General features: G+C 70.1%; 21 protein-coding genes and 3 pseudogenes. 19 read left to right on the top strand and 5 right to left on the bottom strand.

Annotated elements, in window-relative coordinates:
- Window positions 1–14 precede the first annotated feature (14 nt).
- The 16 genes from NFX44_RS26545 to NFX44_RS26620 all read left to right on the top strand — a co-directional run bounded on the left by NFX44_RS26545 (window position 15) and on the right by NFX44_RS26620 (window position 17751).
- The gene (locus tag NFX44_RS26545; RefSeq protein ID WP_262286325.1) at window positions 15–875 is read left to right on the top strand and encodes a polysaccharide deacetylase family protein; all 861 of its coding nucleotides are present in this window, start codon (window positions 15–17) and stop codon (window positions 873–875) included.
- On the top strand, window positions 872–1807 hold the full coding sequence (locus NFX44_RS26550) for an alpha/beta fold hydrolase (protein ID WP_262286326.1): 936 nt from the start codon (window positions 872–874) through the stop codon (window positions 1805–1807). The genes NFX44_RS26545 and NFX44_RS26550 overlap by 4 nt, the downstream gene beginning before the upstream one ends.
- On the top strand, window positions 1797–2648 hold the full coding sequence (locus NFX44_RS26555) for an alpha/beta fold hydrolase (RefSeq protein WP_262286327.1): 852 nt from the start codon (window positions 1797–1799) through the stop codon (window positions 2646–2648). Before NFX44_RS26550 ends, NFX44_RS26555 begins: the two co-directional genes overlap by 11 nt.
- Window positions 2648–3421, top strand: a complete 774-nt coding sequence (locus NFX44_RS26560; RefSeq protein ID WP_262286328.1) for an SDR family NAD(P)-dependent oxidoreductase — start codon at window positions 2648–2650, stop codon at window positions 3419–3421. Before NFX44_RS26555 ends, NFX44_RS26560 begins: the two co-directional genes overlap by 1 nt.
- Window positions 3412–4578: a flavin reductase gene (locus NFX44_RS26565; protein WP_262286329.1), complete on the top strand. Its 1167-nt coding sequence runs from the start codon at window positions 3412–3414 to the stop codon at window positions 4576–4578. Before NFX44_RS26560 ends, NFX44_RS26565 begins: the two co-directional genes overlap by 10 nt.
- Before the next feature lie 255 nt (window positions 4579–4833).
- Entirely contained in the window at window positions 4834–5781 is a 948-nt protein-coding gene (locus NFX44_RS26570; protein WP_262286330.1) for an ABC transporter permease, read from the top strand.
- Window positions 5778–6653: an ABC transporter permease gene (locus NFX44_RS26575; RefSeq protein WP_262286331.1), complete on the top strand. Its 876-nt coding sequence runs from the start codon at window positions 5778–5780 to the stop codon at window positions 6651–6653. The genes NFX44_RS26570 and NFX44_RS26575 overlap by 4 nt, the downstream gene beginning before the upstream one ends.
- Window positions 6650–8290 (top strand): ABC transporter ATP-binding protein, encoded by a 1641-nt coding sequence (locus NFX44_RS26580; protein WP_262286332.1) that lies wholly within the window; start codon window positions 6650–6652, stop codon window positions 8288–8290. Before NFX44_RS26575 ends, NFX44_RS26580 begins: the two co-directional genes overlap by 4 nt.
- Window positions 8291–8311: 21 nt before the next feature.
- A complete protein-coding gene (locus tag NFX44_RS26585; RefSeq protein WP_262286333.1) occupies window positions 8312–9913 on the top strand; it encodes an ABC transporter substrate-binding protein in 1602 nt (533 codons plus the stop codon).
- A 5-nt stretch (window positions 9914–9918) separates the two neighbouring features.
- Window positions 9919–10977 (top strand): ketopantoate reductase family protein, encoded by a 1059-nt coding sequence (locus NFX44_RS26590; protein ID WP_262286334.1) that lies wholly within the window; start codon window positions 9919–9921, stop codon window positions 10975–10977.
- A 71-nt stretch (window positions 10978–11048) separates the two neighbouring features.
- On the top strand, window positions 11049–12179 hold the full coding sequence (locus NFX44_RS26595; protein WP_262286335.1) for an LLM class flavin-dependent oxidoreductase: 1131 nt from the start codon (window positions 11049–11051) through the stop codon (window positions 12177–12179).
- The gene (locus NFX44_RS26600; protein WP_262286336.1) at window positions 12176–13243 is read left to right on the top strand and encodes an amidohydrolase family protein; all 1068 of its coding nucleotides are present in this window, start codon (window positions 12176–12178) and stop codon (window positions 13241–13243) included. The genes NFX44_RS26595 and NFX44_RS26600 overlap by 4 nt, the downstream gene beginning before the upstream one ends.
- Window positions 13240–14505, top strand: a complete 1266-nt coding sequence (locus NFX44_RS26605) for a dipeptidase (RefSeq protein WP_262286337.1) — start codon at window positions 13240–13242, stop codon at window positions 14503–14505. Before NFX44_RS26600 ends, NFX44_RS26605 begins: the two co-directional genes overlap by 4 nt.
- Window positions 14394–15737 carry a M20 family metallopeptidase gene (locus NFX44_RS26610; RefSeq protein ID WP_262286338.1) on the top strand — a complete coding sequence of 448 codons (1344 nt, stop codon included), beginning with the start codon at window positions 14394–14396 and terminating at the stop codon, window positions 15735–15737. Before NFX44_RS26605 ends, NFX44_RS26610 begins: the two co-directional genes overlap by 112 nt.
- Window positions 15734–16951, top strand: coding sequence for a flavin reductase (locus tag NFX44_RS26615; RefSeq protein WP_262286339.1), 1218 nt, complete (start codon window positions 15734–15736; stop codon window positions 16949–16951). Before NFX44_RS26610 ends, NFX44_RS26615 begins: the two co-directional genes overlap by 4 nt.
- A complete protein-coding gene (locus tag NFX44_RS26620) occupies window positions 16948–17751 on the top strand; it encodes an SDR family NAD(P)-dependent oxidoreductase (RefSeq protein ID WP_262286340.1) in 804 nt (267 codons plus the stop codon). Before NFX44_RS26615 ends, NFX44_RS26620 begins: the two co-directional genes overlap by 4 nt.
- 13 nt (window positions 17752–17764) lie before the next feature.
- Here the strand turns inward: NFX44_RS26620 and NFX44_RS26625 are convergent, their stop codons facing one another.
- Window positions 17765–18706 (bottom strand): MarR family transcriptional regulator, encoded by a 942-nt coding sequence (locus tag NFX44_RS26625; protein WP_315974637.1) that lies wholly within the window; start codon window positions 18704–18706, stop codon window positions 17765–17767.
- Window positions 18707–18890: 184 nt separating this feature from the next.
- On the opposite strand from NFX44_RS26625, the pseudogene NFX44_RS26630 reads away from it, so the two are divergent.
- A pseudogene (locus tag NFX44_RS26630) lies at window positions 18891–19636 on the top strand (IS6 family transposase).
- 146 nt (window positions 19637–19782) lie between these two features.
- On the opposite strand, the pseudogene NFX44_RS26635 reads toward NFX44_RS26630, so the two are convergent.
- Window positions 19783–20494: pseudogene (locus NFX44_RS26635) on the bottom strand (type VI secretion protein); the annotation flags it as partial.
- 330 nt (window positions 20495–20824) lie between these two features.
- Here NFX44_RS26635 and NFX44_RS33290 point away from each other — a divergent pair.
- On the top strand, window positions 20825–21127 hold the full coding sequence (locus tag NFX44_RS33290; RefSeq protein ID WP_315974638.1) for a hypothetical protein: 303 nt from the start codon (window positions 20825–20827) through the stop codon (window positions 21125–21127).
- Between the two features lie 1084 nt (window positions 21128–22211).
- Window positions 22212–22406 (top strand): hypothetical protein, encoded by a 195-nt coding sequence (locus NFX44_RS26645; protein ID WP_262286416.1) that lies wholly within the window; start codon window positions 22212–22214, stop codon window positions 22404–22406.
- On the opposite strand, the pseudogene NFX44_RS26650 reads toward NFX44_RS26645, so the two are convergent.
- The 3 genes and pseudogenes from NFX44_RS26650 to NFX44_RS26660 all read right to left on the bottom strand — a co-directional run.
- Window positions 22402–22578, bottom strand: a pseudogene (locus tag NFX44_RS26650) (IS3 family transposase); the annotation flags it as partial. The gene NFX44_RS26645 and the pseudogene NFX44_RS26650 sit on opposite strands and share 5 nt — an antisense overlap.
- Window positions 22579–22672: 94 nt before the next feature.
- On the bottom strand, window positions 22673–24133 hold the full coding sequence (locus NFX44_RS26655; RefSeq protein ID WP_262286341.1) for an SDR family oxidoreductase: 1461 nt from the start codon (window positions 24131–24133) through the stop codon (window positions 22673–22675).
- 298 nt (window positions 24134–24431) lie between these two features.
- Complete coding sequence (locus NFX44_RS26660) at window positions 24432–24650, bottom strand: hypothetical protein (protein WP_262286342.1); 219 nt, start codon at window positions 24648–24650, stop codon at window positions 24432–24434.
- Between the last annotated feature and the right edge of the window lie 17 nt (window positions 24651–24667).

Raw genomic sequence — 24667 nt, forward strand, 5'->3', positions numbered from 1 at the left:
GGCAGTCACTTCACATGACGTGGAAAGAACAAGTCGAGCGGAACTGGCGACGGGTCTCCTGGCCCGGCCAGGAGGCGGTCGCGCTGACCATCGGCGTCGCTCTGGAGGCCTTCGACAACCAGTCACAGCTGCGGCTGGCCGGACCGCCCGGAAAGCGGGACTCGTTCTCGCTGTCCTACGGTGAGTACGGCGTGCGGGTGGGCGTCTGGCGGATGCTCGAGCTGTTCGACGAGTACGGCGTGAAGGCATCCTTCTCGGTGTCCGGCCGCCTCGCACAGGACTGGCCCGAGGCGGTGGCCGCCGTGGCCGACGCCGGACACGACATCGTGGGTCATGGCTGGGTCAACGATCTGTTCCTCAACGAGGCCGACGCCGACGCCGAGCGAGACGTGATCACCCGTACCCTCGACGCCATCGAGCAGGCCACCGGCCGCCGACCCGTCGGCTGGGCCAGCCCGGCCAACTCCAGCTCCGACAGGACCAAGCAGACCCTGGTCGACGCCGGTATCACGTGGAGCGGCGACGACGCGGCCGACGACGTGCCGTATGTGGAGAAGGTCGGCGACGGCCGGTTGGCCATTTTGCCGAAGGCCAACCTGTCCAGCAACGACCTCATCCACTGGGTGCTGCCAGCCAACGGGCCGGAGGTCTTCAGGGCCGGGTTCCTGGACACCTTCGCCACCGGCCACGCCGAAGGGCTGGCCGGCCGCCCGGGTTGGGCCGACATGGTCCTGCACTGCCACATGGCCGGACGCCCGGCCTTCATACCCACCCTGCGGGCCTGTCTGGACGCCGCGCGTAAGCACGAGCGGGTGTGGTGGACGACGAAGGACAGTCTGGCCGCCTGGACCCTGGAGCAGGAGTTCAACCGATGAGCAAGACGCTGGCCGAGCGCTTGACGCTCCCGGTCCCCGGCTACAGCGAGCTGCCGGGCGGATCGTGGCTCGACGTGGCCGGGCTGCGCACCTGGCACACCGAGGCCGGCACCGGTAGCCCGGTCGTGTTCGTGTACGGCGGCAACTTCGGCGGCGCGGGCTCGGCGAGCGGCGCGTACGCCTGGGCGCCGGCCTTCAATGGCTTGTCCGACCGGTTCAGGGTCATCGCCTACGACAAGCCGGCCCAGGGCTACACCGACAAGCCGCTGCAGCGCGACTACACCATGCGCGGCGTGGTGGATCACCTCATCGCCTTCCTGGAGAACCTGGACCTGGGCCCGGTGCACCTGGTCGGCCACTCGCGCGGCGGTTACGTGGCGGCCCGCACGACCCTGCTGCGCCAGGATCTGGTCCGCTCGGTCACCCTGGTCAACAGCGGCACGTTGAGCCCGGGCGTGGGGACGAACGAGGTCGTACTCGGCGCCCCGCCGGTCGCCCCGTCGCGGGAGAGTGTCCGCTGGATCTACGAGCACTACATGTACGACGCGGCCCCGGTGACGGACGAGTTCGTCGAGCAATCCTGGAACATCATCTCCACCGACACGTACCAGGACGCCGTGGCCGAGATCCGCGAGCACAACCTGATCGCCGGCCTGTTTCTGCCGGAACTGGCCAAGGACAAGCTGGAGACGCTGACCTGGCTCGCCCAGGGCCGGCTGCAGAGGCCGACCCAGATCGTGTGGGGTCGCGACGACCAGACCGCGCTTCTCTCGCGGGGGCTGCAGTTGTTCGCCGAGGTCTCGCGCTTCGAGCGGCGGACCTCCCTGGGCGTGGTCGACAAGTGCGGCCACTTCCCGTACCGGGAGCACCCCGCCTGGTTCGTCGACCTCCTCGGCTCTTTCCTCACAGAAGTGGAACGTCGTGATTACTGAACTCATCACCTCCGACGGCCGGACGGTGCGGGTGTCGGACCGCGGCAGCGGCCCGGCCGTGGTGGTGTTGCACGGCGGGGACGCCGGCCGATCACCGTACGCGGCGTCGCTGGACGTCTGGAACCCACTGACCGAGATGCTCGGCGGACACCGGGTGATCGCGCTGGACCGGCCAGGCTTCGGCGGCAGCCCGGCAACCTCGGCGGCCGACCTCACGTACGCCGCGGCCGAGCGCGTGGTGCTCGACGTCGTCCGCCAGCTCGGGATCGACGCCTTTCACGTCGTCGGGCATGGCGAGGGTGGCCTGCTGGCCCTGCAGATCACGCGCAACCCGGCCGTCCGGGTCCTCTCGTGTGCGGTCCTCGCCGGCACCGAGGCCGCCCCGACCGGTGACTCGGCCCTGAACCTCCGCCTGGCCAACCCGCCGCGACCGTCCTCCTCGCGTGCCGCACAGGCCTGGGCGCTGGAGCGGCTGTCCTACACCCCGCACCACATCGGTGAACTGCTCGACATCGCATTGGCCCACGCGGCGGCGCCGGCGGTCGCGGCCGACCTGCTCGACGACGCGGCCCTGCACTCGGACCTGTTGTCGGCCAAGGACGCCCTGTTCGGGTACGCCCGCGACACCGGGTACTCGGTGCCGATCTCGCTCGTGTGGTCCAGCGACGACCCGCTCAGCCCGGTCGAGCGGGGCGTGGCCCTGCTGAACCTGCTGGCCTCGACCACGGCCGAACTGTCGCTGCAGGTGGTCAACCGGGTCGGTCATTTCCCGTTCCGGGAGCGGCCGGACGAGGTCGCCCGGCTGTTGCTGCCGTTCTTCGCCCGGCACGGGAGCGCCTGATGGCGGCCCGGGTCGCGGTCGTGACCGGCGGGGCGGACGGTCTGGGCAAACGGATCGCCACCATGCTGGCCGAGCGGGGTGATCGGGTCGCACTGTGGGACGTCAACGCCGACCGGCTGGAGGCGACCCGGGCCGAACTGGCCAGGTCCGGGCACGACGTGCTGTCGGCGACGGTCGACGTGGCCGACGGCGACTCGGTCCGCGCCGCCGTCGCGTCGGTGCTATCCACCTGGAACAGAATCGATGTCGGCGTGAGCAATGCCGGCGTCGCACCCAACCAGAACCTGCTGGAGATGGCGCAGGCCGACTGGCAACGGGTCATCGACGTCAACCTCAACGGCACGTTCCACGTCACCACCGCGATCGCCCGGGCGATGGTCGAGCGCGGTGTGGCCGGGGCGATCTGCTGCATCGCCAGCGGGGCGGCGTTCTCGGCCCGGCCCGGGGCCGGCGCCTACTGCACGTCCAAGGCCGGCGTGGTCATGCTGGCCAAGTCGCTGGCCATGGAGGTGGGCCGCGAAGGCGTCCGGGTCAACGTGGTCGCCCCGGGGTTCATCGACCACGGACATCGCGAGGGCCTCGGCGATTTCGTCCCGCCGGACTACCCGGTCCGGATGCGGGCGCAGACCCCGCTAGACCACGTCGGCACGCCGACCGACATCGCCGACGCGGTCACCTACCTGTGTTCGGACCGGGCCGCGTTCGTCACCGGCGCCGTTCTGCTGGTCGACGGCGGAAGCGGCGCCGGCAAATTCAACCTCCCGTGGAGCTGACCGGCGTGGACGAGCGGTTCTTTCGCGACGTGCTGGGCCACTACCCGACCGGGGTGGCGGCCATCACGTCGATGTCGAACGGCACCAGGCCGATCGGCATGGTGGTCGGCAGCTTCACCTCGGTCTCGTTGGACCCGCCGCTGGTGGGCTACCTGGCGGCGAAGACGTCGTCGTCGTACGCCCAACTCCGGCAACAGGACCGTTTCTGTGTCAACATTCTCAGCGACCAGCAGGAGGACGTCTGCCGGTCGCTCGCGATCCGCGACCGGACCGACAAGTTCGACGGGCTGGCCTGGAGGCGTTCACCGCTCGGCTCGCCCATTGTGGACGGCGCATTGGCCTGGATCGACTGCGAGGTCGCCGACGAGGTCGACGCCGGTGACCACTACCTCGTCCTGGGCCGGGTGACCGAGCTCGAGGTCGGCCGGCCCGGCCTGCCGCTGGTCTTCCACAACGGCGGGTACGGCAGCTTCACGCCGCGCTCGCGGGTACTGCCGGCGACGCCGGACACCCTGGCCCAGATCCGCCTGGCCGACCTGGCCCGGCCGGTCATGGACGAGCTGACCCGGGATCTGGGGGTGGAGTGCGCCGTGATGGCCGCCATCGACGACGTGGTTGTCCGGCTGGCCAGCGTGGGCGCTCCCCGGATCGGGTCCGGTCCGATCCAGGTCGGCCAACGCATGCCGTTCTGGGCCCCGTTGGGCGCTTTGCTGGTCGCCTGGGCGGATGAGTCGGTGCAACGGAGATGGATCGCGCGCGGGCCGGACGGCGTCGATCCGGCTCAGGTGGACGCGCACCTGGCGGCGCTTCGGCGGGTGCGTGACCGCGGCTGGCTGATCAGCATGATCACCCCGGAGTTCGAGGCGCTCGACCGGGTGCTGACCGACCTGCCGGACGGGCCCGAGAAGGCGGCCCGGATCAGAGACCTGGAGAGCCGGCTCGGCGGCCCGCACGCCTACGACCACGAGCGGCTCGAGTTCGACCGGAGCTACGACGTACGCAACGTCTCCGTGCCCGTTTTCGGCGCGGACGACACCGTACCGATGTACCTGTCGCTGTTCGGATTCCCCAAACCGTCGCTGGGCTTCGACATCCTGCACGCTGTCGAGCGCCTGCTCGCCTGCGCCGGCCGGGTCGCCGAACGCCTGCCGCGCTGACCGGTCGACCGACTCCAGCCGGTGCGCGGTTGTTCGCAACCAGTAGTGGATGCGTTGTGTGTACGAACTATTGGAGTATCGATAGCTTAGCCGTCTGTCCAGTTTCGACTGAATAATGGCCGCCGACCAGGAAATAGATAACGAATTCGTCCTGACATCTTGACGGCCCCGCGCGTGATCTATGTACTTCGTGTACGAACCATTTACTCCTGAGGTTGGTGGCCGAATGAGCAACACGGCAGGGCGTGCGCGGCGGTGCTGAGGTTCGTCGCTCGCCGGCTGTTGCAGGCGGTCGCGGTCATCTTCGCCGCGTACACCGCCTCGTTCGTGATCCTCTATCTGCTGCCCGGTGACTCGGTGCTGTCGCTCTACGCCGGCGGCGACGCCGGTAGCGCGGTTGACCCGGCGCAACTGGCCCGGATCCGGGCCGAGTACGGGTTCGACCAGCCGCTGTGGGAGCAGTTCCTGCACCGGCTCGGGCATGCGCTGACCGGAGACTTCGGCCAGTCCATCAAGACCGGCCGCGACGTGTCGGACCTCATCGGCACCGCGCTGCCCGACACCCTCGCCCTGGTCGGCTCGGCGCTGCTGCTGGCCGTGGCGCTCGGCGGCGGGCTCGCCCTGCTGGCCACCATGACCCGCCGGGGCTGGCTGGAGCGGTTCCTGCTCGGCCTGCCGGCGATCGGGGTGTCCCTGCCGACGTTCTGGGTCGGCCTGATGCTGGTGCAGATCTTCTCGTTCCAACTCCGGCTGCTGCCGGCCATCGGGAACAAGGGCTTCGAAAGCCTGGTGCTGCCGGCCATCACGCTGGCGCTACCCGGCTCGGCGGCGGTGGCCCAGGTTCTGGCCAAGAGCCTGCGGCGCACCCTGGCCGAGCCGTACGTGGTGACGGCCCGGGCCATGGGTACGCGGCCGGTCGTCATCCAGTTCCGCGACGCCCTGCGCAACGCCTCGTTGCCGGCGTTGACCGTCGCTGGCGTCCTGGTCGCCAACATGGTCGGTGGCGCCATCGTGGTGGAGAACGTGTTCTCCCGGGCCGGGCTCGGGCAGATCACCGTGCAGGCCGTGCTCAGCCACGACATCCCGGTGGTGCAGGGCGTGGTGGTGCTCGGCGCGGCCATCTTCGCGGTGGTGAACCTGCTCATCGACCTGGCCTATCCGCTGATCGATCCGCGGTTGCTGCTGGCCGGGGGGAAGGCATGACAATGGCAGACCTCGACTCCACCACCGCGGCCTCCCCGCCGGCCGCGCGGGCCCGGCGCATCGCGATCGCGTTGCTGAGGCGGCCCAGCGTCATCGTCTCGGCGATCCTGATCCTGCTGGCCTTGGCCGCGGCCGTACGGCCGTCGTTGTTCACGAGCAAGGACCCGTTCGCGACCTCGCCGAAGAACATCCTGGTCCCGCCGGGCACCGACGGTTTCCTGGTGGGTTCCGACGCGGTCGGCCGCGACCTGTTCACCCGCATCGTCTACGGGGCCCACCCGTCGTTGCAGGCGGCCGTCGTGGCCATCGCAGTGTCTTTTGTCGGCGGCTCCCTGCTCGGCCTGCTGGCCGGCTATTTCGGCGGCTTCCTGGACGCCGTGCTGATGCGGGCGGTCGACGTCGCCCTCGCCTTCCCGGCCCTGCTGCTCGCGATGGCCATCATCGCCGTCCTCGGGGCTGGACCGACCAACGTGGCCTTCGCGGTCGGGCTGGTCGGCATCGCCGCCATGGCCCGGGTCATGCGCTCCGAGGTACTGCGGGTGCGCCGCCAGCCGTACGTCGAGGCGGCCGGTATCAGCGGGGCCCGCTGGTGGACGGTGCTGTGGCGGCACGTGGTGCCCAACTCGATCGGACCCCTCGTCGTGCTGGCCGCGCTGGAGTTCGGCACCGCGACGCTGGCCATCTCCAGCCTGAGCTTCCTCGGCTTCGGCGCGCCGCCGCCGTCGCCCGAATGGGGCGCGCTCATCGCCGACGGCCGCAGCTACCTGGTCAGTGCGTGGTGGCTCGGCACCTTCCCCGGTCTGGCCGTGGCGCTGGTCGTGCTGGCCGCCAACCGCATCTCCCGGGCCCTGGACGGAGAGCTGAAGGCATGACGACGTCGACAGATCCGGTGCTCGCGGTCGACGGGCTGAAGGTGAGCTATCGCAGCTTCCGGGGTGACCGGCCGGCGGTGCGGGACGCGTCGCTGACCCTCGCGCCCGGCGAGATCGTCGCCATCGTCGGTGAGTCCGGATCGGGCAAGAGCACCCTGGCCCAGGCCATCCTCGGCCTCCTGCCGGCCGGCGGCCGCGTGCTCGGCGGCAGCATCCGACTGGGCGGCGCCGAACTGGTGGGCGTGCCCGAACGGGTCCTGCGCGACATCCGCGGGCGGCGCGTCGGCTTCATACCTCAGGACCCGATGCTCTCGCTCAACCCGTTGCGCCGGGTCGGGACACAGGTTGCCGACGCGTTGGTCGTGCACGGCGTGCTGGGCCGGAGCGAGGCCCGGTCCCGTGCGGTGGAACTGCTGCGTGACGCCGGCATCCACGAGCCGGGACTCCGGGCCCGCCAGTACCCGCACGAACTGTCCGGCGGAATGCGCCAACGGGTTCTCATCGCGATCGCGTTGGCCTGCCGGCCCGAGGTGGTCATCGCCGACGAGCCGACCAGCGCCCTCGACGTGACCGTGCAACGCCTGATCCTGGACAGCATCGGGGCGATAGTCACGCAGTCCCGTACGGCTTTGCTCATGATCACGCATGACCTGGGTATGGCGGCCGACCGGGCCGACCGGATCATCGTGATGTCCGGCGGCGAGATCGTCGAGAGCGGACCGACCGCCGAGGTGCTGCGCCGGCCGACCGCCGCATACACGAGGAGACTGATCGCGGCCGCGCCGGGGCTGGCCGGAGCGCGGCCAGCACTGCCGGCCCGGCCGGGCGGTGGCGCCCTGCTGACGGTCGAGAACCTCGCGAAGGACTTCCGGGTTCGCCTGCCCGGCCTCACTCGGACCCTCGTCCGGGCCGTCGACGATGTCAGCTTCGAGGTCCACCGCGGACACGCTGTCGGCATCGTGGGCGAGTCCGGCTCCGGGAAGTCCACCACCGCCCGGCTGGTCATGCGGCTCGAGACACCGACCAGCGGACGGATCCTGTTCGACGGGGTCGACATCGCCGACGCGCGGGGGTCGGCGTTGCGGGCCCTGCGCCGACGGGTGCAGTTCGTCTACCAGAGCCCGTACGGCTCGCTCAGCCCGCGGCTGTCCGTGGGCGCCATCATCGCCGAGCCCCTGCGCGAGTTCGGTCTCGGTGGCACCCGGGCCGAATGTCGGGCCCGGGTGCGGGAACTGCTCGACCTGGTCGCGCTGCCCGCCTCGTACGCCGAACACCGCCCGACCGAACTGTCCGGCGGCCAGCGCCAGCGGGTGGCCATCGCCCGGGCCCTGGCCATCACCCCCGACCTCATCGTCCTCGACGAACCGGTCTCCGCCCTGGACGTCTCGGTCCAGGCGCAGATCCTGGACCTGCTCGCCCGGCTGCAGCGCGAACTGTCGCTGAGCCTGCTGTTCATCTCGCACGACCTGGCTGTGATCCGGCAACTGTGCCACGACGTCGTCGTGATGCGGGCCGGGCGGCTGGTCGAGGTCGGCCCGACGGCCGACGTCTTCGACCAGCCTGCGGACCCGTACACCCGCGAACTGCTCGACGCGATTCCGGGCCGTCGCTTCGCCGACCTTCCCGACACCCCCTGACCTGCGCAAGAAAGGAATGCCGTGGGCCATCTTCCCCTTTCGCCGCCCACCCGACGCGCGGTGCTCGCCGCCGTCGCGGCCGGCGTCATCCTGGCCTGCACCGCCTGCTCCGGCGGTGCGCCGGCCGCCACCGGTGCCTCCTCCTCCGATCCGGTTCGCGGCGGCACCATGACTATGGTGATCCCGGCCGACGAGGGCTGTGTCGACCCGCAGCAGAACCTCGGTCGCACCCAGCTCGTCATCGGGCGATCCCTTGTGGACTCGTTGGTGTTCCAGACGCCAGACAGCCAGTTCCAGCCGTGGCTGGCAAAGAGCTGGAGGGTCTCGCCGGACGGCACCAAGTACACGTTCCACCTGCGCGACAACGTGACCTTCAGCGACGGCAGCAAGCTCACGGCCGGCACGGTCAAGGCCAACTTCGACGGCATCGTCGCGCTGGGCGCCAAGGCCCGGCTTGCCTCGACGTACCTGGTCGGCTACCAGGGCACCACCGTGGTCGACCCGCAGACGGCGACCGTGACGTTCGACAAGCCGAACGCGGCGTTCCTGCAAGCCGTGTCCACGCCCACCATGGGCATGGTGGCCGACGCCTCGACCACAAAGGGTCAGGCCGACCGGTGCCGCGACGGCGTGATCGGGTCCGGCCCGTACACGCTCAAGAGCTACCAGCAGAACCAGAGCCAGACCCTGGTCCGCCGGACCGGCTACGCCTGGGCCCCGGCCGCCCTGCACCAGGGCGAGGGTTACCTCGACGAGGTCGACGTCAACATCGTCCCCGAGAGCGGCGTGCGCACCGGCAGTGTGGTGAGTGGCCAAGCCGACCTGATGATGGAGGTGCAGAACGCCGACGTCACCACGCTCGAAAAGGCAAAGGTGGCCATCGAGACGCGGTCCAACCCAGGCCTGCCCCAGCAGCTGTTCGTCAACACCAAGGGCTCGGTGCTCGGCGACGTCGCGGTGCGCCAGGCACTGCAGAAGGGCATCAACCGCCAGGAACTGGTGTCGTCGACCCTAAACAAATACCAGAAGGTCGCGACCGGTGCGCTGTCCAGCACCACCCCGGGCTACATCGACCTGTCCAGCCAGATGGGATTCGACCAGGCGGGTGCCAAGAAGCTGCTCGACGACGCGGGCTGGGTGCCCGGCGCCGACGGGATCCGGTCCAAGGGCGGCCAGCGGCTGACCTTCAGCCTGCTTTATGGTTCGCAGCTCTACGGCTTCCTGGTACCGCTGATGTCGTTGGCCCAGCAGCAGCTGAAGCAGATCGGCATGGACATGGCGCTGCGTCCGATGCCGGACGCGGACGCCAACGCGGCCTGGATCAACGGTGACTACGAGCTGCGCATCTCCGGCCTGACCCGGGCCGACCCGGACGCCCTGCGCACCGGCCTGGCCGGCCTGAACCCCGACCTCGACGCGCTGCTGACCAAGCAGATGTCCACATCGGAAAGTAAGGCCCGGATGGCAATCGCGGCCGACGCCCAGCGGCTCGTCATCTCGCAGGGCATCGCCATCCCGATCAACGAGCTCGCTCTCCCGCTCTCGCACGGCGCGGCCGTCAACGGCGTGACCTTCGCCGGCGACTCGCTGCTGCTGCTCGACGAACTGTGGAAGACGGCCTGACGGGGGTGGGCGGGTACCTGGTGCTCGGCGCCGGCGCTATCGGCGGCTGGCTGGCCCATCACCTCAGCGCGCACGGCCGGAGGGTGACCGTTGTGGACACGGACGCGGACCATGTGACCGCGATCCGCGAGCACGGGCTGACCCTGCTGCGTCCCGACGGATCCCGTGACAGCCGGCCAGTCGCCGGGGCGTCCGTTCCGGACGACGTCGCCGAAGGCCCGTACGAGCGGGTGCTGCTCGCGACCAAGGCCCATCACGTCGACGCGGCCGCGCGGTGGCTCGCCGGACGCCTGCACCCCCGCGGCCTGGTTGTGCTCTGCCAGAACGGGGACACCTTCTTCGACGCCGCCCGCCACCTGGGCGCGGCGCGGGTGGCCCCGGCGTTCGTCAACTTCGCCGCCGACGTGGTGGAACCCGGCGTCATCCGGGTCGGCGGGCCGGGCCAGATGGTCATCGGCCACGACGGCGGCGTGAAAGGGCTCCGGGTCCGGTCGGTGGTGGTCGACCTGGCCGGGTTCGGTCGCGTGACCGCCAGCGACAACGTCCCCGGCTTCCTGTGGGCCAAGAGGGGAGTGGCGGCCATCTTCGCCGCCACGGCCATGGTCGACGAGCACATCTCAGACGTGATCGACACGTCCCGGCCGGTCATGTCGCGTTTGGCCACCGAGGTGTACGTCGTCGCGGCGGCCCGGGGCATCCGCCTGGAGGAGATCGACGGGATCGTGGCGGCCGACCTCACCATCGACGCCGACCCGGCCGCCCGGACGGCCGCGTTCGACCGGCTCGTCGCGTTCACCCGGAGCATGACGGGCAAGCCACGCAGCGGAGTCTTCCGCGACCTCGCCGTGCACCGGCGGCCGACCGAGGCCCGGCCTGAACTGCTGCGGCTGGTCGAGCAGGCCGGCGCGGGCGGACTGGTGGCGCCGGTACTTCGCGGCCTGGCCGAACTCATCGGCGACCTGGAGGCCGGCCGACGCGACTTCGGCCGCGAGAACCTGGATGTCCTGGCGCGGATCGCGGCCGAGAACCCTCGCAACGACAACGGAAAGGACGTGACGTCATGACATCGCCGCTCGCGATGGGGCGACGGACACCGAAACCGCGGCGGCTCGACGCGAAGACACGGTTCGGTCTCATGTGGCCTAACTCGCCTTCGCCGCACGTCACCTCGGCCGCCGTGGCAGCCCGCAACCCCGACGTGCTCGACATCAACTCGCACATCGAACTCGCCCGTACAGCCGAGCGGATCGGACTCGATTTCGCCTTCTTCGCCGACGGCTACACCAATCATGGTGAGCACAACGCCCGGGTCGGCCACGGCGAGCCCTGCGTCTCCGCGCCGATCTGGGCCCCGATCGTCATGGGCGCCACCTCGCACATCGGTGTCGTGACAACGATGCACGCGCGCTACCTGTCGCCGGTGGTGCTGGCCCGGCTCGGCGCCAACCTGGACGTGCTGTCTGGCGGGCGGTGGGGGTGGAACATCGTGCCCGGGTCGAAAGGTTCCGAGGCGAAGCTGTTCGGCATCACCGACAACATCGACCACGACGAGCGGTACGCCGTGGTGGCCGAGACGCTGGAGGCCGTCCGTACCCTCTGGCGCGCGAACGGCAAGCCCATCACCTTCGACGGGAAGTACTACCGCTTCGAGGGCGTACCGCGCGGGCCGTATCCAGTCCAGGAGAGCCCCGTCATCTTCAACGCCGGGGTCTCCGCCGCTGGTCAGGAGTTCATCGCCCAAAGCGCCGACTACGCCTTCTTCGCGGTGGTCGACGACCTGTCCAAGGTGACGGCGTCGGTCGACCAGCTCGCGGCCCGCACCCAGACTCACGGCCGCAACCCGCTCGAGGTGAACATGGCCGGCTCGGTCGGCGTGGTCGCCGGGCGGACCAGCGCCGAGGCGGCCGAGAAGTACGCCTGGATCCAAGAGTCGCTCGACATGGACGCGGCCCGCGGCTGGGCCCGGGGATTCCTCGCCGGCAGCCAGACCTACCAGGCCAACTTCGGCGGGCCGGACGGCGACCAGGCCCTCGACGAGGCGGCCCGCAAGATCGGCATCGCGGCCGGCAGCCGGATGCTGGTGGGTACGGCCGAGGAGATCGCCGAGCAGGTCATCGACATCCACCGGACCACCGGGCTGCGCGGCTTCATGCTGATCAGCCCGCTGTGGGCGCCCGACGAGGTCGAACTGCTGGGCGGGATGTTCCCCGTCCTGGAAGCGGCCGGAGTCTGGGAGACGCCGGAGTCGCGAGGCTGGTCCTGGTGAGTACCGGTCCGATGAACCGATGGAGCGACGCCGAGATCGCTGACCGGCTCGACGCGCCCGACGGCGCCTCCCGGTCCCGGGTCGCCGCCATCGACGTGCACAGCCACTTCCTGCCGCCGGCCTACCAGGAGGCGTTGCGGGAAGCGGGGATCAGCCGCCCCGACGGGTACCACGACGGAGTGCCGCGCTGGTCGACCCCGGCCCACCTGGAACAGATGGAACAGGTCGGCATCGAAACGGCGGTCGTGTCCATCTCCACCCCGGGCGTGGTGCTCGGCGGCGGGGTGGACCCGGTCCGGGTGGCCCGGCAGGCCAACGAGGCCGGCGCCGACCTGATGCGCGAGCACCCCGGCCGGTTCGGGTTCTACGCCGCGCTGCCACTACCCGACATGGATGCCGCCCTGGCCGAACTCGACCGTTCCACGGCGCTCGGAGCCTGGGGCGTCTCGTTGCTGACCCACACCGAAGGTGTGTATCTGGGCGATCCGCGGCTGGAACCGCTGTTCGCCGAACTGTCCCGGCGGGGGCTGACCGTGCTCATCCACCCGACCGCGCCGGCGGTGGCCGTGCCCGGGGTCATGGACGGTTGGTCGAAGTCGATGTACGAATTCTTTTTCGACACCACTCGAACGGTGATCAACCTGATCTTCTCGGGCACGCTGGAACGCCACCCGGGGATCCGGCTCGTCATTCCGCACGCGGGGGCGGCGCTGCCGGCCCTGGCCCAGCGGATCGAACGCAACGTATGGCGGGCCAACCGAATCCGTGCCGAAGACCGCACGGAGCTCCCGGGTTTCCTGAGCAGCCTGCGCCGATGCTACTTCGACCTCGCCGGCAGCGTCTTGCCGTACCAGGTGCCGTCGTTGCTGTCGTTTGTGGAGGACGACCACATCGTGTATGGCAGCGACTTCCCCTACACCAACGCGCGGATGGGATCGGAGCTCAACGCCGAGCTGCGGACGGCCGACGCGTTGACGATCTCCCAGAAGCGGGCCGTGCTACGCGGCAACGCCTTCGAGCTGTTCCCCCACCTGGCCGCCGAACCTGTTGGAGCACAAGCATGACATCGACCCGCGGCTTCGCCCAGCACACCGGATACCGCGGCTACCGGTCGTTCGACTACCTGCGGCCGGGTGCGGACTACCGCGACTTCGAATGGACCTCCGAGATCGACCGGCTGCCGCTGTATGACCTCGGCCTTGACGAGGCGCAGGCGGAGCGGGCCGAAAACCTGTTGCAGGGCAACCTGGTCATCAGCCTGCACGACCACCCGCAGGTGTTCCCGCTCGACATGTCGCTCGCCGTCGAGTACGGCCGGACCGGGCGCTTCCCGGTCGGTTTCGAGGGCCTGTCGTTCTCGGGCCTCGATGTCGTCTTCGACAACCTGGCCGGGCCGACCGGCTGCATCATGAGCCACTACAGCTGGACATGGGCCGACGTCGCGTACGACATCGGGCACCGGTTGGCCGATCTGTCCCACCAGGACTATGTGCGCATTGTGCGGTCGGTGGCCGACATCCGTGCGATCCAGGGCTCGGGCCACCTCGGCTGGGTGCTGGCGCTGGAGGCGGCCAGCATGATCGACAACGACCTCGACCGGCTGGACGTCCTGTACGGCTGGGGCGTACGCCAGATGGGCCTGGTCTATAACGAGAGCAACCTGCTCGGCGGCGGCCTCAAGGAGTATTCCGACGGCGGCCTGACCCGCTTCGGACACCGCGCGGTCCGCCGGATGAACCAGCTCGGCATCTCCATCGACCTGTCCCACGCCGGTGACCGTACGTCCATCGACGCCATCGCCGCGTCCGAGGTCCCTGTGATGATCACCCACGCCGGGGCCCGTGGGGTGTGGCCAAGCGAGCGGATGAAGCCCGACCACGTCCTGCGCGCGCTGGCCGAGTCGGGCGGCTTGCTGGGCATCGAGGCGGCGCCGAACTCCACCATGGCGCCGGAGCACCCGGGCCACACCATCGAATCGGTCATGCGCCACTTCGAGTACTGCGTGGAACTCATGGGCATCGACTACGTGACGTTCGGCCCGGACACGCTCTACGCCGATCACGGGAAGATCCACACCGAATTCGCCGCGCTGTTCGGCTCGACGATCGCCTCGCCGGTGCCGGCATCTGGCGTGGACCCGCGGTCGCGGGTCGGCGTCGAGAATGTGTCGGCGGCGAAGGCCGAGCACTGCGCCGGCATGGAGAACCCGACCGAGTGCTTCCGCAACGCCATCGGCTGGCTGGTCAAGCATGGATACTCCGATCTGGACATTCTCAAGGTGATCGGCGGCAACACCATGAGGGTGCTGGAACAGTCATGGCTCTGACAGAGCGGGAAGCCGTCCTGGTGGCCGAAGCCAGGGCCCTGCAGCCGGAACTGGTGCGGCTGCGCCGCGAGATCCATGCCGACCCTGAGATCGGACTGGACCTGCCGCGGACCCAGCGAAGGGTGCTCGACGCGCTGGCCGGGCTCGACCTGACTGTCGTGGCTGGGCGGGCGTCGTCGTCCGTCGTGGCGGTCCTCACCGGCGCGGCGCCGGGGCCGGCTGTGGTGTTGCGGGCCGACATGGACGCGTTGCCGCTGGCGCAGGCACCGGGCGGGGAGACGGTGAGCGCGACGCAAGGCGTCATGCACGCCTGCGGACACGACCTGCACACGGCCATGCTGGTCGGGGCGGCCCGACTGCTGGCCGCCCGGCGCGATGCGATCGCCGGCCGGGTGGTGTTCGTGTTCCAGCCCGGTGAAGAAGGCTACGACGGCATGCGGGTCATGCTGGAGGACGGACTGATGGACCTCATCGGTCCGGCTGCCCTCGCCACGTACGGCCTGCACACGGTCGCGGCGACGGTGCCGCACGGCATCTTCACCGGCAAGGCCGACGCCTCCCACGCATCCACCGCCACCCTGGCCATCACGGTGCGCGGGCGGGGCGGACACGCCGGCTTTCCGCACGCTGCGGTCGATCCGGTGCCGGCGGCGGCCGAGCTCATACTGGCCCTGCAGGTCCGGCTTACGCGAGCGGTCGACGTGTTCGACCCGGCGATCATCACCGTCGGGGCCATCCACGGTGGCACCGCGGCCAACGTCATCCCGGACGAGGTGTCGCTGACCGGCACGGCCCGGGTGTTCTCGCCGACCCAGGCCGACCGCCTGCCCGGCCTCATTCGCGAGGTGTGCGCGGGGGTGGCCACGACCTACGGCGTCGCGATCGACGTCGACTACCGGCCCGGCTACCCCGTGGTGATGAACGACGCCGAGGAGGTCGACCGGTTCCGGGACGTCGTGACCGACCTCTTCGGACCGTCGCGCTACCAGCCGCTGGCCGCGCCGATCCCGGCCGGCGACGACTATGCGCGGCTGATGGAACGGATCCCGGGAGCGTTCCTGCTGCTCGGCGCCGGACGGCCCGCGGCCGACGGTGTCGAGTACGCGAACCATTCCGGTCGGGCCATCTTCGACGACAGCCTGCTTGCCGACGGAGTGGCGGCGTTGACCGCGGTGACGTTGCGCCGCCTGTCCGGGTTCCCGGGCGAGGCCCTTTCACGGGAGGTGCCATGATTTCGCCGGACGTGTCGGACCGGGCCCAGGACCCGCGGTACCTCCGATCGGTGCTCGCGCACTATCCGACCGGGGTCGTCGCCGTCACCGCGATGGGCGAGGACGGCGAACCGATCGGCATGGTCGTGGGCAGCTTCAGTTCCGTGTCCATGGACCCACCGCTGGTGTCGTTCATGCCTTCGCGGAACTCGGCGTCGTTCGAGGTGCTGCGGGCCTCGCGGCACTTCTGCGTGAACGTCCTTGGCGACCACCAGGAACAGGTGTGCCGGGCGTTCGCGGTCAAGGGCTCCACCCAGAAGTTCGTCGGCCTGCGCTGGCGCCCGGCCTCGTCCGGCGCGCCGATCCTGGAGAGCGCCGTCGCGTGGATCGACTGCGATCAGCAGTCCGTCATCGAGGCGGGCGACCACTACATCGTGCTCGGCGCGGTGCGCGACCTCGCCACCAACGGCAGCGCGCCGGAACTGCCGCTGCTGTTCTTTCAGGGCGGGTATGGCAAGTTCTCGCCCAGCTCGCGAGTCATGCCCGCCGCGCCGGACGTGCTGGAACAGATCCGGATGGCCGATCAGGCCCGCGACCACATGGACGCGCTGGCCCGCGAACTCGGTATGGAGTGCGGCGCCGTCGCCCCGGTCGAGGACTTCCTGGTCCGGTTGGCCAGCGCTGGAACGCCGCGGCACGGGTTCGCGCCGGCCCGGGTCGGACTGCGGCTGCCGTTCTCGGCGCCGATGGGGCCGCTGCTGGTGGCCTGGGCCGAACCCTCGGTGCAGCAACGCTGGCTCGATCGGGGGCTGCCGGCCGACGAGATCGAACAACGCGAACGGCACCTGGCCGCGCTCGCCCGCCTGCGCGTACGAGGGTGGACGGTGAGCGTGTATAACGACGCCTTCCGAGCCCTCGACGAGCGGCTCGCGACCGGCGAGGACATGCCGCCGATCCGGTTCCGGGACCACCTGCGGGCCATCGAGTCACGTTTGGACGGTTCCACGACCTACGAGCACGACCTTCTGCCCGATGAGCTCTACCAGGTACGCAACGTGTCGGCTCCGGTCTTCGACGCGCGCGGGGACGTCGTGATGTACCTGACCCTGTTCGGATTCCCCATGGCCACACCGGGATCGCGGGTCCTGGACGTCGTCAACCGGCTGGTCCACACCGCCTCGCGGGTGACCGACGCGTTGTCGTGGACCGAATACCAGTCGCGGAGGTCTGCATGAACGACGCGGTCAACGCGTCCCCGGGCGGTGCGGGACGGTCCGGGTTCGCGGGCAAGATCGCGGTGGTGACCGGCGCGTACGGCGACATCGGTGCGGCGGTGGTCGAGGCCCTGGCCGCTCACGGTGCGACGGTCTACGCCGCCGACATCCGCTTCACGGGCGCGTCGGCGCCACGGTCGCACGGGCCGGGCCGGATCATCCCGGTAGCCCTCGACGTGACCGACTCCGCGGCGGTTTCTTCGGCGTTCGCTCACGTGGCCGCCGCCAGCGGCCCGGCGACGTTGCTGGTCAACGCGGCCGGTGGGCCCGGGCGCACCCGTACCCCGATCGACGAGGTGACCGACGACGCCTGGCACACCGTCGTCCGCGTCAACCTGGACAGCGCGTTCCACTGCGCCCGGGAGGCCGTGCGCTGGATGAAGAAGTCCACCGTGGGCGGTTGCGTCGTCAACATCTCCTCCGGCGCTGGGCGCACCTATTCCCGCACGGGGGTGCAGGCCTACGCGGCGGCCAAGGCAGGCGTGATCGGCCTGACCCGACAGCTGGCCCGCGAGGTGGGCCCGGCCGGCATCCGGGTCAACTGCGTGGCCCCCGGGCTCGTCGACGTGACCGCCATCCACGACGAGATCACCTCCCTCGGCGCGGACGGCCTCGAACGCCACCTGTCCGGTGTGGCCATGGGCCGCCTGGGCCGGGCCGAAGACCTCGTCGGTCCCATCCTGTTCTTCCTCGGCACCGACTCGGCCTACGTGACCGGCCAGACCATCAGTGTCGACGGCGGCTCCACCATGCTCGGCTGAGCCCCTGCCACCTTCACTGACGGCCGACGGTCACTTTGCGGAGGACGTCGAGCAGGTGGCCCCGGTTGTCGGGCCGGACGGGTTCGAGCAGACGGTGGGAGACGCAGGCGAACGGTCGCGCGGTCAGCTTGAGCGTGTCGCGGCCGCGTGACGTGAGGCGCAACACCTTGCGGCGGCGGTCGCCGTCATGCAGGCGGATCTCGAGCAGGCCGTCGCGTTCCATTCGCGACACCAGCCCAGCGGTGGACGCCTTGTCCAGCGAGAGCGCCTCGCCGAGGACGCCTTGTTCGAGCGGGCCGGTGCCGGCGAGGACGCCGAGGGCCGTGTGGCTGACCGGGGTGACGATCGAGCCGATCTCCTCGGCCCAGAAGGCGTCGTGCAGCTGCAGGCAGAGCCGGATCAGCCGGCCGAAGGCCCAGTTGGTCTCGGCGATGGCGATGCCGTCCGAGCTTTCCGGCAACTGGTAGGTCGAAGCGTCGGGCAGCCGGGAGAACGCGATCAGCCGCAGCTGGGTCAATAGCCACGACCGCTCGGCCGGCGACAGGGGAGCCAGGAACAGTTCGTCGGCCCGCCGCAGCCGCCGGCCGTCGGACTCGACCAGGTCCACCGCCGCCCGGGAAGCGCGCAGGATGTGCCGGCGGGCATCATTCGGGTCGGCCCGCGACGTGAGGAGATCTTTGTCGATCAGCCGCCGGACGAGCTGGCTCACGGTCGACTGGTCGAGGGCGGCCAGGTCGGCCACCGTCCGCTGGTCGATATCGGGCACTCGGGACAGGGACAGCAGAACCGCGAACTGGGCCGGGGTCAACAGGCTCGGAGAGTCCGCGTTCTTGAAAGCCGTGTGGAGCTGCCGGCCGAGCCGGATCACGTGCCCGATGTCATGGGCGAGCCACTCGTGGGCCGTCTGCCCGGGTTCCGCCACCAGACTGTTGCGGGACTGCCCGGACGCCGACACGCCCCCGAGTATAGGTGCTCACCCACCGTGAGAGGGATGCGCGTTTGGCATACGTACCGTCGGGACTACGAGGTGGTCGGCGAGCACGTCGGCGCAAAGGGCTGGCGGGGCACCGTTGCATTGAGCGTTGGCAAGATCGACGCAGGCTTGAGCAGTGAAGGCATCGACGCGTCCCGGCCCGTGGCTGCCTCCGAAGTCGACGTTCGTCGGGTTCCGTTTCCCTCGCGGAGGTGTTCGTCGTCGCGGTCAGCTGGTATCTGCGCTTCAACCTCTCGTATCGCGACGTTGAGGAACTACTGGTCGAACGTGGCGTCGAGGTCGATCCCGTCACCGCCTACCGGTGGGTGCAGCGGTTCACGCCGCTGCTGGCCGACGCCGCCCGGTTTGCCGCCACTCGCCAAGCGACACGTGGCTCGTCGACGAGACCTACCTCAAGGTCAACGGGGTATGGCGCTACGTGTACCGGGCGGTCGACCAGTACGGGCAGGTCATCGACATGCTGGTCTCGGCACGTCGCGACGCCGACGCGGCCCGGCGTTCTTCCGCCGGGCGCTGTCGACGTTGAAGGTGACACCCGCGGAGGTGGTCACCGACGCCGCGGTGGTCTACGCCGGCGTCCTGGATGAGCTGATCCCGCAGGCGTGGCACCACGTCGAGCGGTACGCCAACAATCCGGTCGAGGCTGATCACAGCCTGCTGAAACACCGGTTGAGACCGATGCGCGCTCTACGGACGGACAAGACGGCACAGGTGATCATCGCTGGCGGTCGGGTGAGGAGGGCTCGCAGGAGTGGGGTCAGGGCACTGCGGGTCGGAGTGTTCGGCGGACAGGCGGGTTCCCTTCAGGCGAAGAGTTGTACCCCTATTAGGGGTGTCTGGAATCAGCGTCGGTCGGGGCCAATGCTGGTTGGCCGCGTTGTGCAGCACTGACAGACCTGTTCAAGGCGAGTCCGTCAGGGGTGATGGACAGTCGGTCGTGAAGGGCTGAGGAAGCGTCTGCGGAAGGGGCGACGGAAGGCCCTTGCCGGACGGCTGACCGACGCGAGGGGATACCCACAGCCCTCGCCCAGGGGCCCTCACGGATTGCTCCTGTCGCCCCTGGGACGGGACGTGCGCTTTTGGTCGGGCGGTCTCGAGTACCGATCGACGAGAGTGTCGACCGCGCTGGTGTCATGCGCCGGGACCGCGTGCGCTGCGGACTGCCGGATCGCGGCCGCCTCGCCCACCAGCGGCTTAGGTGGTCGGGTTTTTATGGTGAACGCCGGAGTCTGCCGGCCCCCCACCACCAGGCGGGTGGTGGCGGTGTAGGCGTCGAGGTGGGTCAGGTCGTGCTCGTCGAGTTCCGGCAGGGTGTGCCGGGCGAGGACCCGCGCGTCCTGCGGTGCCCAGGAGAAATGGATCTTGTTGCGGGCGTTCGCGGACGCGACGGCCAGGAGGGCCTTCGGGAATTGGGCGAGGTCCTGGTGCGACAGGACCAGGGACAGCCGGTGCTTGCGGGCCTCGGCGAGCATTGTGTCCAGCGAGTTGGCGAAGGTGGGGAAGTTCTGCGCCTCGTCGATGATCAGTGTGGCGTCGCGCCGCTTGTCGGGCGCGATTTTCGCCCGGGCGGTGGCCGCCTGCCACACCTGCGCCAGCACCAGGGAGCCGAGCAGCTTGCTGGTGTGCTCCCCGAGCTAGCCCTTCAGCATCCGGACGAGCAGGGCACCGCCGTCGAGGCCCTTGCCCATGTCGAAGCTGGATTTCGGGTAGCGCATGGTGCGCTTGACGGTCGCGTAGCAGGATGGCGCGGCAGCAGTGGCGCGGTCCGATCGGACCCGCCTCGGGGACGTCGTGCAGGTCAGGCAGCGGCGGCTGCCGGGGGGCGCCGTCTGCCTGGGCCGGGTGGCGGCGCGGCCGGTGCGGGTCCGCGTGCGCTGCACGGACTGGTTCTGCAGGTACTCGCGGGTCTGGGGGACACGACGCTGGTGAGCAGTCCCTTTAACCAGAGCGTCGGCGAGGTGTTCGTCGATGCCGTTCATCCGCATATGCAGGGCGTCGACGGTGATGCCCAGGCGCGCGGCGATGGGTTCGATCGCCTGATACCCGAGCCGCAGGTCGATGTAGGGGTTCGAGGTCGGTGTGCTCGAGCAGACCGAGCCGGGCGGCGCGCCGAACGAGCAGGTTGGGGTGGCCGTAGAGGACGTGCGGGGTGCGGGGGCCGGTGACGTGCTCGACGTCCTGCACCGGCAGCGTGGTGCCGGTGGCGCGCAGCAGTTCGTGTCCGGCCCGCCAGGCGGCCATGCACAGCGCCGCATGCGGGGCGGGCTTGGCCAGGTCGACGCGGTCGCGCAGGGCGGTGAGGGAACCGGTGAGGATCTCCGCGTCCAGGTCGGCGGCGTCACCGGACCAACCGGCGTGCAGCTGCCCGGCGTGCCGGCGTAACGCGGGCATCGCCATCGCCATCGCCGCCGCCGCGATGACCCAGGAGGGTCCGTCCAGGCGGGCGCGGCGGACCAGGTCCCGCCACACCGCGTCACGCGCCGAGTAGGAGCGGGGATGTGGCAGCAGCAATCCCGCAGTGCCGGCAGTGTCATGACACGGGACGGCAAGCCGTTGTCAGGTCCGAGGGTGTCCAGGTCGAGTGTCATCGGGTCGGGGCCGGTGGTCAGCGCCGCGAAAGCGGCGTCGACGGCGTCCAGCGGCGAGTCGGGCCAGCCCGGGTCGGACACGGTCATGTCCACACACTCCACGTCTGCCAAAGGTCATCGATGACACGCCGAGACGATGTCGGCCTGGCGCGGAAGACACCGATTGCGCCACGGCGACCTCACAGACTTCTGACAGCCCAGGCCAGCAGCACGACGACAGCGAGCCCGCGCCCCGGCGCGCCGACCTGACAGACAACGGCGGCCCCCGGCGCCGACCCTGACAGCGGTCTGACACATCGACCTTGACCTGCACGTTGGCACCGCCAGCCCGGTGATGACACCAGCCGCACCAGCAAATCTGACAGCCCTGGCCGTGCCGGTCAGCGGGGTCTGAAGGCGGTCTGGCAACCTCGCCGTGACGCCACGACGGCTTCGGCCAGCCCGCCGCTGTCAGACACCGCCATCCTGACGGCGGCACCGAGGCACGGCGTCCGTCACGGCGGCGATGAACCGCGATCGGGACAGTGGCATCGCCGGATGACACGACGTCGCGGCGCTGTCATCGACGACACCGCATGTCCACACAGACCTGACATGCGAGCTCTGGCACGACGCGGCGCGGGTCTGACAGGTGCCTCCACCCACCGATGTCATCGGGATCCGTCGTCGCCCCGGCAGGGGTGTCCGTCGCCTTCCATCAGGTCAGTGGCGTCGACGGCCCTGGGGGCGCCGGTCTGACCGCACGGGGACGGCCTGCTTCCAGGGCCGCCACGGCGGTGCTGTCAGACCTCTGTCAGGCCCGGGGGTGTCCGCCAGAGCTGACAAACGCCGGTTTGAGGATGTCAGCGCATCACGGCGCGGCGCGGAGCCGACAACACATGAGCGAGCACACGCCGCAGCACCACCCCGACCATGCCCAGCCCATCGACCCGGCCCTGATCGACCTGGTCGCCGGCGACCCGCCGGTGCCGGTCACCTTGTGGTGCAGCGCCCGCGGCCCGGCCGACACCGGCCGCACCATCGGCGCCCGACTGGCCCGCCGGCTCGTCGCCGCCGCGTGTGCGGGCTGTTGATTGTCTCAAACTCGATGGGCGTCAGCTTGCCGAGGCGTCGTTGCCGTCGACGGCGGTGGTAGGTCCGTTCGATCCAGGTCACGATCGCCGGGCGCAGCTCCTGGCGGGTTGCCCGGCGTTGCCGATCGGGGACGTTCTTCTGCGGCAGGGCGAAGAACGACTCCATCGCGGCAGCCACCGCAGCTTGCACCTGCGGTGGACGGCGCAGACGGTGCTGACCGTGCCGGCCTGAGCCCGGGCGGCCGACGGCGGGGTGGGCGCGCTGATCACCAGGCGCAGGGCGCGTAGTCCTTCAGGAAGCAGCCGTACAGGTCTTCGCCCTGTTCGCCGCGGACGATCGGGTCGTAGACCCGGGCCGCGCCGTCGACCAAGTCCAGCGGGGCGTGGAAGCCGGCGTCCGCCAGCCGCATCTTCGTCGGGTGGGGCCGCTCGTCGGTGATCCAGCCGGTGTCGACGCTGGTCATGAGGATGCCGTCGGCCAGCATCTCCTGGGCGCTGGTCCGGGTCAGCATGTTCAGCGCGGCCTTGGCCATGTTGGTGTGCGGGTGCCCCGGCCCCTTGTAGCCGCGGGCGAACTGGCCCTCCATCGCCGACACGTTCACCACGTACTTGCGGCGGGCGGTCGCTGCGGCCATCGCCGGTCGCAGCCGGCTGACCAGCACGAACGGCGCAGTCACGTTGCATAGCTGCACTTCGAGCAGCTCGATCGGGTTCACCTCGTGCACCCGCTGCACCCAGCTGTTGACCGGGTCGAGGTCCGGCACCAGACCGCCGGCGTCGATGGCGGTGGCTGCCGCGATCCGTTCCGGCGAGGCGGAGCCGCTGGTCAGCGCCAGCGCGGTGAGCGCGTGCGGGGGGATCGCGGCCGACTGCGGTGGGGCGGTCACGCTGCCCGCCGGGTCGCCCCGGCCGGCTGGTTTGGCGAACGTGATCATCTCCGGCAGCGGGCCGTCCGGCAGGGCCGCCGCCTCCGCGGCGACGAGCTGCGCGTATGCCCCGGGCGTGCGGCGGACGGTCTGCGCCGCGTTGTTGATCAGGATGTCGAGTGGTCCCTGGGCGCTGACCGAGTCAGCGAGGGCGATCACCTGGGCGGGGTCGCGCAGGTCGATCCCGACGATCCGCAGGCGGTGCAGCCAGTCCCCGCTGTCCGGCATCGCGGCGAATCGGCGGACCGCGTCGTGGGGAAACCGTGTGGTCACCGTGGTGTGCGCGCCGTCGCGCAGCAGCCGCAGCGCGATGTACATGCCGATCTTCGCCCGGCCGCCGGTGAGCAGCGCGCGCCGGCCGGTCAGGTCGGTGCGGGCGTTCCGGCGCTCCCGGTTGAGCGCGGCGCAGGGCGGACAGAGCTGATGGTAGAAGGCGTCCACCTCGCGGTAACGCTGCTTGCAGACGTAGCAGCCGCGCGGATTGTGCAGGAAACCGGCCGTGGCACCCACGGTTGGGGAGGCGAGCGGGATGCCCTGGGTCTCGTCGTCGATCCGGCCCGGGGCGCCGGTGGCGGTGGCCTCCGTCACCGCGCGGTCGGCCGCCGCAATGGCATCCCGCCGTTCCTCGCGTCGCCGCTGCTTGATCACCTTGTAGAGCTTCGCGGTAGCCCGTTGCACCCGCACCACGTCGGGGTGATCGGGAGGCAGGTCCTCCAACGCCTCGAAGACGCTGAGACAGGTCTCCAGCCGGCCGCGGTCAATGCCGTATTGACCGGTTTCCGTAATGTTGTCCGCCGTCATACCGTCGCTGTCTCGTCCCGTTCCCTGCGCCGGATCTACCCGGCCCACCCCAAGTCCGACCCGGAACTGTACGCACCGCACAGCCTTCGACGCATCCCGCGTCGGCTCATCAACCCAAAGACCGTCGAGGCCAGCCTCGCCCGGGTCTACCGAAACTATGCATCTCCAGCCACGCCGAGCTCGGGGCGACCATGGGCAGGCCAGCCACGACGCCACCGGAGTCGATTCCCGTATGACGGCACGACGGCCTGCTCCTGTGCCGGCTACTTGCCGACCAGCGCCGCCACCGCCGGACCGGCTAGAGTTGTGCGAGCTTCAAGTTCGTGCCGATCGTCATCGGTGGTGGGGTAATGGTTCGTGTCGTCCCTCGGACACGAACCGAATCCCAACGGTGCGCGGCAAGATCTACACTTGCCCGCACCGTTTGTGTTTCCGGGTCGTAGGTCAGGTTCAGCCCGAGACTGCGGTAGACCTCCAGCTTGTGTTCCGGCTCGGCGTCCCGCACGGCGCTCGTCACGGCTGCATGTCGGCGTG

The sequence above is a fragment of the Micromonospora sp. MA102 genome (assembly GCF_025460765.1).
Taxonomy (GTDB): domain Bacteria; phylum Actinomycetota; class Actinomycetes; order Mycobacteriales; family Micromonosporaceae; genus Micromonospora; species Micromonospora halotolerans.

What these genes read in the sequence shown, in the direction of transcription:
- NFX44_RS26655 (WP_262286341.1), bottom strand. Translation starts at nt 24,133, where the DNA reads ATGACGGCGGACAACATTACGGAAACCGGTCAATACGGCATTGACCGC.
- NFX44_RS26550 (WP_262286326.1), top strand. Translation starts at nt 872, where the DNA reads ATGAGCAAGACGCTGGCCGAGCGCTTGACGCTCCCGGTCCCCGGCTAC.
- NFX44_RS26605 (WP_262286337.1), top strand. Translation starts at nt 13,240, where the DNA reads ATGACATCGACCCGCGGCTTCGCCCAGCACACCGGATACCGCGGCTAC.
- NFX44_RS26620 (WP_262286340.1), top strand. Translation starts at nt 16,948, where the DNA reads ATGAACGACGCGGTCAACGCGTCCCCGGGCGGTGCGGGACGGTCCGGG.
- NFX44_RS26580 (WP_262286332.1), top strand. Translation starts at nt 6,650, where the DNA reads ATGACGACGTCGACAGATCCGGTGCTCGCGGTCGACGGGCTGAAGGTG.
- NFX44_RS26645 (WP_262286416.1), top strand. Translation starts at nt 22,212, where the DNA reads ATGAGCGAGCACACGCCGCAGCACCACCCCGACCATGCCCAGCCCATC.
- NFX44_RS26560 (WP_262286328.1), top strand. Translation starts at nt 2,648, where the DNA reads ATGGCGGCCCGGGTCGCGGTCGTGACCGGCGGGGCGGACGGTCTGGGC.
- NFX44_RS26595 (WP_262286335.1), top strand. Translation starts at nt 11,049, where the DNA reads ATGTGGCCTAACTCGCCTTCGCCGCACGTCACCTCGGCCGCCGTGGCA.
- NFX44_RS26545 (WP_262286325.1), top strand. Translation starts at nt 15, where the DNA reads ATGACGTGGAAAGAACAAGTCGAGCGGAACTGGCGACGGGTCTCCTGG.
- NFX44_RS26575 (WP_262286331.1), top strand. Translation starts at nt 5,778, where the DNA reads ATGACAATGGCAGACCTCGACTCCACCACCGCGGCCTCCCCGCCGGCC.
- NFX44_RS26615 (WP_262286339.1), top strand. Translation starts at nt 15,734, where the DNA reads ATGATTTCGCCGGACGTGTCGGACCGGGCCCAGGACCCGCGGTACCTC.